This window comes from Amycolatopsis sp. H20-H5 (genome assembly GCF_035828755.1).
Lineage (GTDB): Bacteria > Actinomycetota > Actinomycetes > Mycobacteriales > Pseudonocardiaceae > Amycolatopsis.
Genome location: NZ_JAYMZS010000197.1, coordinates 1 through 9,616 on the forward strand (window position 1 = coordinate 1; position 9,616 = coordinate 9,616).

The following is a 9,616-nucleotide window of genomic DNA, read 5'->3' on the forward strand; positions in this document are numbered from 1 at the left end:
CCAGGCCCAGGCCGCCCACCAGGCTCACGAAACACCCACCGCGCTGTCGTATGCCACGTCGGAAAGAACCCCAAAACGGACACAAGAGCCACAAACGCAACGAACCAAACAGGTTAAACAACAAGCTCAGAGCAGCGCCGGGTTCACCGCGGCGGCCATCGCGCGGTAGCCCGCGTCGCCGGGATGCAGGTGATCGCCGGAATCGAACTCCGGGCGCATCCGCAAGGGGTCGTGCGGGTCGCGGAGGGCGGCGTCGAAATCGATCACCCCGTCGAACAGGCCACCCGTCCGGATGAACCGGTTCACCGCGAGACGCGTCGCTTCGAGGGTGGCGTCGTAGACCTGCCAGCCCTTGAACGGGGTGATCGTGGCGCCGAGCACCCGGATGCCCTCGGCGTGTGCCTTGGCGACGAGCTGCTGATACGCGGCGATGATCGTGGCCGGGTCGGTCTGGTGCGGGTTCTGCTGGATGTCGTTGATGCCCTCCAGCACGATCAGCGTCCGCGGCGCGGTGCGCGTGAGGACGTCGTCGTTGAACCGGGTGAGCGCGGGACGGCCGGCGCCGTCGGCGAAGCCGAGCAGCAGGCGGTTCGCGCTGATCCCGGCGTTGAGCACGCCGTGGCGGAGCCCGCGCGGCAGCTGCTTGAGCCGGTCGGCGAGGTAGTCGGGCCAGCGGTGGTCCACGCCAGGGGTGGAGGCGTAGCCGTCGGTGATGGAGTCGCCGAGCGCGACGACCGTGCCGTTCGCGCCGGACCCGTGGACGTCGACCTCGCTGACGTAGTGCCAGACCGAGGTCCGCTCGCCGTACGCCGCGCCGGAGGTGTCGAGCGCGTGGTCGCCGTCGCGGGTGAAGAACGACGTCTGGGTGGCGAGCGGGTGGTGGGTCACCGGCCCGGACGGCGTCGGGGTGTACGTCGTGACGAGCAGGTCGCCGTCCTCCGGCACGTCGAGTGCGACGGCGTCACTCTGCACCTCGGCGCCGGCGGGGATCGTCACCGACGAACGCCCGCCGAACCTGAGCTCCCGCACGGTTCCCTGGACCGCGTCGGCCGTCCCGGATTTCGCCCCGACGGCGACGGAAGCGTGCCCGAGCACCAGTGGCGAGGCGCCGAACTGGTTGGACAACCGGACCCGCGCCGAGGACCCGCCGACACTGGTATGGACCACGTTGCGAATGGAGTAGTTCGGATAGCCGCCCTCGGTACCGGGAACCGGGCCCGCGGGCGAAGCACCCCAGGTCCCCACCCAGCCACCGGCCGGGAACGCGCTTTCCGGCAGCGCCGTACTCGTCGGCTGGGGACTTGCTTGGGAGGCTGTCGCGAACAGGAACACCGCACTCGCGGCGACCGCGACGACTCGAACCTTGCCGATCATCAGTGATCCTCCCCGCGCCGGGAAATTCCGACTATAAGCGGGAAAGGAGAGAAGATCACCGAATCTGTCCTGTTGTCAGAACCGGGTTCCTTGCCCGCGTGGCGGGCGTGCACGACCGCGCCGGGAGTCTTCTGCCGGAATCCGGCGCGCGGACGCTAGGCTTGAGCCTGGTTGAGCACACAGCCACGCTGCTCTAGTTCGTGAAATGCGCCGAAGTTCGCATCACCTGGGGAAAGGCTGAGCACCCTGACCAACGCATCACTCCGGGGTGACGTCGCGACGCCCGCGGACGAGCTGCCGCCTGCCGAGCCCCGGCTCCGGGTGCTGCTCATCGAGGACGACGACGGTGACGCGTTGCTCGTCGAGGAGATGCTCGCCGACGCGCACACCCCGGCGATCCTCGATCGGGTGACCACCATGGCGGCCGCGGTGCACGGTCCGATCCTCGCCGACTGCGTCCTGCTCGACCTCCAGCTGCCCGACGCGATGGGGCTGGCCGGGCTCACCCGGCTGCGCCAGCACGCACCCGGCACCGCGATCGTGGTGCTGACCGGCCAGAACGACAAGCACACCGGGGTCGCGGCGGTCGCCTCCGGCGCGCAGGACTACCTGGTCAAAGACGAGGTTGACGGCCCGCTGCTGGGCAAGGCGCTGCGTTACGCCTGGGAACGCAAACACGCCGAGCAGGTCGAACAGCAGCTGCTTCAGCAGCAGTTGCAGGCCAGCGAGAACAGCAGGCTCCAGCGCGGGCTGCTGCCCACCCCGCTGCTGCGCGACCCGAGCCTCGCGCTGGCGACGCAGTACCGGCCTGGACGCAACGGCTCGCTGCTCGGCGGCGACTTCTACGACGCGGTCGAGCTGGCGGACGGCACCGTCCAGGCGATCATCGGCGACGTCTGCGGGCACGGCCCGGACGAGGCCGCCCTCGGCGTCGCGCTGCGCATCGCCTGGCGCGCGCTCGTGCTGGCCGGGCTGCCGATGGCCGAGGTGCTGACCACGGTCGAACGAGTGCTCGTGCACGAACGCATCCAGCCGCTGTTCGCCACCCTGTGCATGATCACCATCGAGCCGGGCCGCCGCGCGCTGCGGATGTGCCTCGCCGGGCACCCGCCCCCGCTGCTACTCACCGGCGACACCGGCGACCTGCTGCCCAACGACCGGCTCGGCGTCCCGCTCGGCATCGTCACCGGCGCTCGCTGGGAGGAGAGGGAGGTGCCGCTGGAGCCGGGCTGGTCGGTGCTGCTCTACACCGACGGCGTGTTCGAGGGCCGCGTCGGCGACGGGCCGGAGCGGCTCGGCCACGAGCACATCGGGGAGCTGGTCCTGGAAATCCTGCGCGAGCAAGGGGAACCGCCGGACCGCAGCGCAGCCCTCGCCGAGCTGATCAGCCGGGTGGAGCGGCTCAACCGCGGCCCGCTCGACGACGACGTCGCACTGGCGATGCTGACGCACACCGCGCGGGAGACCGGCGCGTGACCCGCCGATCGGACACCCGCTGGCCGATCCGGCGGTGGGCCGCGCTGCTCGGGCTGGTCGAGGTGGCTTTGCTGCTGGCCGCGCTGGCCGGCGGCGGGATCGCGCTGTCGAACCTCACCGAAGCCCGGGCGGACCTGCTCGACCGGACCGGCCCGGAACTGTTGCAGGCCAACGCCTTGTCCGCGGCGTTGCTGAACCAGGAGACCGGCATCCGGGGGTATCTGCTCACCCGGCAGGCCGATTTCCTGACCCCGTACCAGGACGGCAGGCAGCAGCAGGCGCAGGCCGTGGCGGAGCTGCGACGGCTCGGCGCGGCGTCCGATACCGAGACGGGGGCCGACCTCGGCCGGGTGCTCGTCGCGATCGACTCTTGGCAGCGGGTCGCCGCCGCGCCGACCATGCCCGGCGCGGCCCCGCCGACCCCCGGCCACGTCGATCGCGGCCGGACGCAGTTCGACGACGTGCGCTCCTCGCTGGGCGTCCTGCAGGCCCACCTCGGCGTCGCGAGGGACGCGGGCCGCGCGAGCCTGAGCGCGGCCAGCACGTTCCTGACGACCATGCTGGTCAGCATCGCGGGACTGGTGTTGCTCCTGTTCGCGCTGCTCTACTTCGGTTTCCGGCGGGCGATCACCATCCCGATCACCCGGCTGGCCGAGGAGGTCCGGCAGGTGGCGGACCACGACATCCACCGCCCTGTGCGGGGCAGCGGGCCACGCGAGCTCGTCCAGCTCGCCGACGACGTCGAAGCCATGCGGCAGCGCATCGTCGACGAGGTGAGCGAGCTGGAACGGGCCCACGCGCTGCTCGACACCCGCACCCACGCGCTGGAGCGGTCCAATTCGGACCTCGAGCAGTTCGCCTACGTGGCTTCGCACGATCTACAGGAGCCGCTGCGGAAGGTCGCCAGCTTCTGCCAGCTCCTGCAACGCCGCTACCAGGGGCACCTCGACGAGCGCGGCGACCAGTACATCGAGTTCGCCGTCGACGGCGCGAAGCGAATGCAGATCCTCATCAACGACCTGCTGTCGTTCTCCCGCGTCGGCCGCCGGCCGGGCGAGCCCGTCGTCCTCGACACCGGCAAGCTGCTCGCCGACGCGCTCGGCAACCTCGAACCGGTGATCGCCGAGACCGGCGCCGTATTCACCCACGGCGAGCTGCCCGAGGTGCTCGGCGAGTCCTCGCTGCTGACCGCGGTCTTCCAGAACCTGGTCAACAACGCGCTGAAGTTCCACGGCGAGCAGCCGCCCGAGGTGCACGTCGACGCGGTGCGAGAAGACGCGAACTGGGTCTTTTCGGTGACGGACAACGGGATCGGCATCGAAACCGAGTACGCGGAACGGATCTTCGTGATCTTCCAGCGGCTGCACGGCAGGAGCACCTACCCGGGCACCGGGATCGGGCTGGCGATGTGCCGCAAGATCGTCGAACACCACGGCGGGCGGATCTGGCTCGACACGACCTCGGAACGCGGCACCCGCTTCCGTTTCACCCTTCCGGCGACACTCGAGCCCGCCAGGGCGGACACTGAAGCCATCGACCGACAAGAACCCAGCCAAGAGACCGAGGACGCATGACCGAGGCACTGGCCCCCATCGACATCCTGCTCGTCGAGGACGACCCCGGCGACGTGCTGATGACGCAGGAGGCGTTCGAGCACCACAAGATCCGCAACTCGCTGTCCGTGGTCGCCGACGGGGTCGAGGCGCTGCAGTACCTCCGCCGCGAACCCCCGTACGAGAACGCGACGCGGCCGGGGCTGATCCTGCTGGACCTCAACCTGCCCCGCAAGGACGGCCGCGAGGTGCTCGCCGAGGTCAAGAACGCGCCGGAGCTGCGCAGCATCCCGGTCGTCGTGCTGACCACCTCGGAGGCGGAAGAGGACATTCTGCGCAGTTACGACCTGCACGCCAACGCCTACGTCACCAAGCCCGTCGACTTCGACCGCTTCGTGGAAGTGGTCCGCCAGATCGACGACTTCTTCGTCACCGTGGTCAAACTTCCACGATGATGGCGAACACCCCGCCGATCCGGCACCATTGGTCGCTGTGACGTCTTCCAGAGATGTTCCCCCGGCCCACGAGACCGAGCCGCGCGAAACCGGCGACCTGCTGGTCACGGTGAACTGGCGGGATCGGGCCGCCGTGCTGAGTGTGACCGGTGAGATCGATCTGCTCACCGCGCCCGAGTTCGAGGACATCGTCAGCGGGATCGTCCGGGAAGGCCCCGCGCTGCTCGTGGTCGACCTGCGTAAAGTCTCGTTCCTCAGCTCCGCCGGGCTGCAGGTCCTCGCCGCGACACACCAGCGGCTGGGTGACCGGCGCCTGCGGGTGGTCTCGGACGCGGCGGTCACGACCCGCCCCTTCACGACCACCGGACTCGACGAATGGATCGGCCTGTTCCCTTCGCTCGAGAAAGCACTGACAGCGCCCAGCGGTGAAGGGGGGAAAGCTCCGTGAAAGCAGACCCGTTGCACTGCCACGGGGTGGAAGCCCTCCCCGAAGCGCTCCGGACACTGCGGCACACACTCACCGCGTGGGCGCTGGAAGCCGGCATCGAACCGGACCGCGCACAGGACATCTCGCTCGCCAGCTACGAAGCCCTCGCCAACGTCGCCGATCACGCCTACAACGGTACCGGCGCGGGTGTGGTCGACCTCGACGCCGTCCGCCACCCCGATCGGGTGGAGGTCGTCATCACCGACCACGGCCGCTGGCGGGCCCCGGTACACGACCCGAGCCCGGTGTCCCTGCGTGGCCGCGGCCTGCTGCTCCTGCGCGCGAGCGCCGACGAAGCGGACATCACCGCAGGCGACGACGGCACCGTGGTCACCCTGCGCTGGGACCTCGCCGGTGACCTGCCGGTCACTCGCTGAGCCGGGTCACCGCCCTGGCCTGCCGCCGATCCGGCTGGCGCTGGCCACGAACTGCAGCGCCACCTCACGCAGCTTCACGTTGTCGCGCTGCGATCTCGCCACCAGCACATCGAAGGCCTGCTCCGCGGTCAGCCCGCGCGCGGCCATCAGGATCCCCTTGGCCTGCTCGATGACCGAGCGCGATTCCATCGCCCGTCTCAACTGTTCGACCTGTTCCTGGGCCTGCAGACGGCTTCGGGTACTGCGCACGATGGCTTCGGCGAGCACCCGGTAGAGATCGAGGAACTTCGCGTCCAGCTCGTGGAAACCGTGCTCCTGGAAGCCGAACAGGTTCAGCGCGCCGGACACGCCGGGGTCGATCGTCAGCGGCGCCGCCAGGTAGCTGCGAATGCCGAGCTCACGGGCCGAGGCGGTGAACTCGGGCCACAGCCGGGCGGAGGTCTCCACCGCGACCCGGACCACCTCGCCGGTCGCCATGGCCCGCAGGCACGGGCCGTCGCCGATGCGGTACTGCTCGGTGTCGAGCCGCACGACCCGGGGGTCGGTGCTGGCCGCGGTCTCCGCCCCGTCCTTGCGCGACAGGGTCACACTGGCCATGTCCGCGCCGGGAACGGCCTTGATCACCTGCTCGCAGACCGCCTGCAGAATGGCGTCGAGGTCCTGTTCCCTGGACAGGGTGGAGGCCAGCGCTTCGAGGGCACCGGTCACCTCGTCGAGCTGCTCGGCCCACTGCTCGAGGCGGTCGGTCATCAGGCGGCCCTTCCCGGAATTTCGCGCAGGGACGTGGCTCGCCGCAACAGACCCGATCCTGGTGGCGGCGACCACAAATGGTGGCCGCTGCTGCTCAACGGACCGGACCTCGAATCCTAGGCCCACCTCCGTTTCGTGATCACCACGGGACGGGCGAAAACCGGTCAACGGCCTCGCACGCGCTGCCCGAGCTCGACCATCAGGTCCGCCGCCACCTCGCGCAGCAGCTCCGCGAAGACCTGAACATGCGGTACGGCTCCGGCGCGTGCCCTGGTAGCGAGCGCCACCACCCGCGGCGCCGGGTGCTCGCCGAGGATCCGCACCAGCGCGACGTCCGCCCGCACAGCGGTGGCCGCGATCCCCGGCACCAGCGTCACCCCGGGCCCGGCCGCCACCAGCCCGGTTTCCGCCGCGTCCGCGCCCCAGGCCGTCCGCACCACCGCCCCAACCAAGGTCGCGCCACCCGGACGTCGGCTGACCCCATCGATCCGACTGCCCCTGAAGGCCACCATCACGGCGTCTAACGCCGTCATGGTGGCCTTCAGGGGCACGGCTCTTGCACCGCCTCGATCGCCGGGCTCGCCACGCTCGTCTGCTCTGAAGTCCCTGAAGGCCACCATGAGGGCGTCTAAGTCCCTCATGGTGGCCTTCAGCGCACACTGTAATCGGACAAGTCGGCATCAAGCGGACTAAGTGCGGCAACCTTGTCCTTTGTGGACGGGAGGTGCGCCTGGGTGACCCTTCGCTTGTGCCCCTGGAGGAACCGTGCAGTGGAGTTGTAGTCGAACAGCGCCCACGCACCTTACTGATCGATCTCCGCCAGCACCCGACCGAGAAACCACCAGTCACCCAACAGCGCAAAGCCACCCACCCCGGTCCCCGCTATCAGTAAAACCGCAACAACAAACGAAAAGGATCAACCACGGAACTCACCAACATGCTCAACCGCCCACGAAAGAAAACTACGAGCCTCAAGACCAGTGACATCCCGAACAGTCGTAGTAGTGGTCAGCAAAGGCCGAGCAACCATCTCGGCATAGGCATCCAGCAGTACATCCACAAAAGACAGCGGGAAGCCGTCAACAAGCAGCTGCCGCCGAGACTCCGCTCGAGAGACCTCCAGCCACCGCACCGGGCGGCCAAGCGCCTCACCGACGACCGCCACCTGGTCAGCCTGGCTGAGCGCCGCAGGACCGGTCAGGTGGTACCTCGCGCCGTGGTGACCGTCCGAGGTCAGCGCGCGCACGGCCACCTCGGCCAGGTCCCGCTCATGCAGCAACGGTGCCGCGACCGTGCCGTATGCCCCGCGTACGACGTCGCCGCGGCGGATCTGCGGCGCCCACCATCGGGTGTTGGCGGCGAACGCGCTGGGCCGCAGGACCGTCCACTCCCGCACTGAACGGGCGATCGCCTGCTCGACGACGGCGTGGGTGCAGCCGACGAGGTCGGCGGGCTCGAGACCGTCCTGGACCGCGCCGGAGGACAGGAAGACGACGCGCCGGACGCGCTCGCCGAGCAGGTCCACCAGCACTGCCGCGGTGTCTGCGGTGTGCAGCGGCCACATCAGGAACGCCGCGTCGACCCCGTCCGCGGCCGCGGCCAGGGTGTGCGGGACGTGGAAGTCGCCGCGTACGGCCTCGCCCGGCCAGGCAGCCGGGTCCCGGGTGAACGCGCGGACGAGGTGCCCGTCCTCCCGCAGCCTCGCCGCCACCTGCCCGCCGACGTTGCCGGTCGCGCCGGTGACCAGGATCTTGAGTCGCTCTGCCATCTCGTTCCCTCCACGGATCGGTCGGGCAAGCGTCGTCGTGCCTCGTCCAGGGCCACCAGCTATCAGGGAACAGGCGGTGTTTTCCTGCGTGGAATAGGCTCAGGAGATGGAATCCGTCACGCTGGACCAGGTCGATCACGGTCTGGTGCACGCGCTGCGGCTCGATGGCAGGGCGTCGTTCGCCCGGATCGGCGAGGTGCTGGGCGTCTCCGAAAACACCGTCGCGCGGCGATACCGGCGGTTGCGCTCTGCGGGATTGCTCCGGGTGACCGGCGGCGTCGACGGCGCGCGGCTCGGCTACCAGTCGTGGACCGTCCGGCTGCGGTGCACGCCGGACGCGGGCGTCGCGCTCGCCACCGCACTGGCCCGGCGGCCCGACACATACTGGGTGCACCTGCTTTCGGGCGGCACCGAGATCTCGTGCTTCACGCAGGCACGCAGCACGGACGAACTGCTGCTGGACAAACTTCCGCGCACCGGGCGCCTGCTGTCCATGACCGCGCAGTCAATCCTGCGCGGATTCGCGCTGCCGAGCGGATGGCCGGGCGGCTCGCCGTTCACCGGGGAGCAGATCGCCCGGCTCAAACCCGCGGACCCCGAACCCGGCGACCGGCCGGTCGTTCTCACCGGCGGTGACCACGCACTGCTCGGGATCCTCGCCAAAGATGGGCGGACGGGCTACAACGAGCTCGCGGCGGCGACGGGCTGGTCCGAGTCGACGGCCAAACGCCGGGTCGAGCAGCTGCGCGGGCTCGGGGTGCTGGTGTACGAGGTCGAGATCTCCGCCGGAACGCTCGGTTACCAGGCCGAGGCCCGGCTGTGGATGTCCATGCGGCCCGCCGGGCTGGTCGCCGCCGCGACCGAGCTGGCCAGTCATCCGGAAGTCACGTTCGCCGCCGTCACCACCGGTCCGACGAACCTGCTGGCCGCGGTCGCCTGCCGGACCACCGCCGAGCTCTACGCCTACCTCACCGAGCGGGTCGCCGCCCTCAACGACGTGCACACGCTGGAAACCGCGCCGGTGCTCCGGACGGTCAAACGCTCCGGCGCTATCCTGCCTCGCTGAATTCGTCCATACCCGGCGGTAAACTCAGCGTGAAATTGACAAATCCTGACTCGGCTTTCTATCAGGAACCGCAGGAAATGCCGAGCTCGCAAGAGTTTTCTCCGCACAGTGGACCGAATTTTGTGGTTATCGGTTAGCATTCGCCCGGGGCTTGACCAACGCTTTGCCGAAGATCGAGTAATTGGGGAGAGCACATGCCGAAGCAGCGCCACCGAGCGAAAACCAGGCGAACGGTCCGGCAACGGACCGCCGTCGCACTCGCGGGCAGCGCACTGGCAGTACTACCCACCCTCACCACCACCGCCATCCC

At 69.5% G+C, this 9,616-nt stretch carries 10 protein-coding genes; 6 read left to right on the forward strand and 4 right to left on the reverse strand.

The features are described 5' to 3' along the window. Positions 1-126: 126 nt before the first annotated feature. Positions 127-1,374 (reverse strand): SGNH/GDSL hydrolase family protein, encoded by a 1,248-nt coding sequence (locus QMK34_RS45560; protein ID WP_326421143.1) that lies wholly within the window; start codon positions 1,372-1,374, stop codon positions 127-129. Positions 1,375-1,695: 321 nt separating this feature from the next. On the opposite strand from QMK34_RS45560, the gene QMK34_RS45565 reads away from it, so the two are divergent. Genes QMK34_RS45565 through QMK34_RS45585 form a run of 5 tightly spaced genes read left to right on the forward strand, consistent with a single transcriptional unit; the run spans position 1,696 to position 5,722 of the window. Next, positions 1,696-2,850 carry a PP2C family protein-serine/threonine phosphatase gene (locus QMK34_RS45565; RefSeq protein ID WP_442785365.1) on the forward strand — a complete coding sequence of 385 codons (1,155 nt, stop codon included), beginning with the start codon at positions 1,696-1,698 and terminating at the stop codon, positions 2,848-2,850. Then, on the forward strand, positions 2,847-4,424 hold the full coding sequence (locus QMK34_RS45570) for a sensor histidine kinase (protein WP_326421145.1): 1,578 nt from the start codon (positions 2,847-2,849) through the stop codon (positions 4,422-4,424). Before QMK34_RS45565 ends, QMK34_RS45570 begins: the two co-directional genes overlap by 4 nt. Continuing rightward, positions 4,421-4,858 carry a response regulator gene (locus QMK34_RS45575; RefSeq protein ID WP_326421146.1) on the forward strand — a complete coding sequence of 146 codons (438 nt, stop codon included), beginning with the start codon at positions 4,421-4,423 and terminating at the stop codon, positions 4,856-4,858. Before QMK34_RS45570 ends, QMK34_RS45575 begins: the two co-directional genes overlap by 4 nt. A 37-nt stretch (positions 4,859-4,895) precedes the next feature. After that, complete coding sequence (locus QMK34_RS45580; RefSeq protein WP_326421147.1) at positions 4,896-5,306, forward strand: STAS domain-containing protein; 411 nt, start codon at positions 4,896-4,898, stop codon at positions 5,304-5,306. Then, entirely contained in the window at positions 5,303-5,722 is a 420-nt protein-coding gene (locus QMK34_RS45585; RefSeq protein ID WP_326421149.1) for an ATP-binding protein, read from the forward strand. Before QMK34_RS45580 ends, QMK34_RS45585 begins: the two co-directional genes overlap by 4 nt. Positions 5,723-5,728: 6 nt before the next feature. Here QMK34_RS45585 and QMK34_RS45590 read toward each other — a convergent pair whose 3' ends face one another. The 3 genes from QMK34_RS45590 to QMK34_RS45600 form a co-directional block, all read right to left on the reverse strand. Then, positions 5,729-6,472 carry an ANTAR domain-containing response regulator gene (locus tag QMK34_RS45590; protein WP_326421150.1) on the reverse strand — a complete coding sequence of 248 codons (744 nt, stop codon included), beginning with the start codon at positions 6,470-6,472 and terminating at the stop codon, positions 5,729-5,731. Between the two features lie 164 nt (positions 6,473-6,636). Beyond that, a complete protein-coding gene (locus tag QMK34_RS45595) occupies positions 6,637-7,005 on the reverse strand; it encodes a LysR substrate-binding domain-containing protein (protein WP_326421151.1) in 369 nt (122 codons plus the stop codon). Between the two features lie 383 nt (positions 7,006-7,388). Beyond that, positions 7,389-8,240, reverse strand: a complete 852-nt coding sequence (locus tag QMK34_RS45600) for an NAD(P)H-binding protein (RefSeq protein ID WP_326421152.1) — start codon at positions 8,238-8,240, stop codon at positions 7,389-7,391. Between the two features lie 106 nt (positions 8,241-8,346). Between QMK34_RS45600 and QMK34_RS45605 the strand changes: the two genes are divergently transcribed. Further along, positions 8,347-9,306, forward strand: a complete 960-nt coding sequence (locus tag QMK34_RS45605; protein WP_326421153.1) for an Lrp/AsnC family transcriptional regulator — start codon at positions 8,347-8,349, stop codon at positions 9,304-9,306. Positions 9,307-9,616 lie beyond the last annotated feature (310 nt).

Excerpts from the sequence above, each read along its gene's own strand:
- QMK34_RS45600 (WP_326421152.1), bottom strand. The coding sequence starts at position 8,240 with ATGGCAGAGCGACTCAAGATCCTGGTCACCGGCGCGACCGGCAACGTC.
- QMK34_RS45605 (WP_326421153.1), top strand. The coding sequence starts at position 8,347 with ATGGAATCCGTCACGCTGGACCAGGTCGATCACGGTCTGGTGCACGCG.
- QMK34_RS45590 (WP_326421150.1), bottom strand. The coding sequence starts at position 6,472 with ATGACCGACCGCCTCGAGCAGTGGGCCGAGCAGCTCGACGAGGTGACC.
- QMK34_RS45560 (WP_326421143.1), bottom strand. The coding sequence starts at position 1,374 with ATGATCGGCAAGGTTCGAGTCGTCGCGGTCGCCGCGAGTGCGGTGTTC.
- QMK34_RS45595 (WP_326421151.1), bottom strand. The coding sequence starts at position 7,005 with ATGACGGCGTTAGACGCCGTGATGGTGGCCTTCAGGGGCAGTCGGATC.
- QMK34_RS45575 (WP_326421146.1), top strand. The coding sequence starts at position 4,421 with ATGACCGAGGCACTGGCCCCCATCGACATCCTGCTCGTCGAGGACGAC.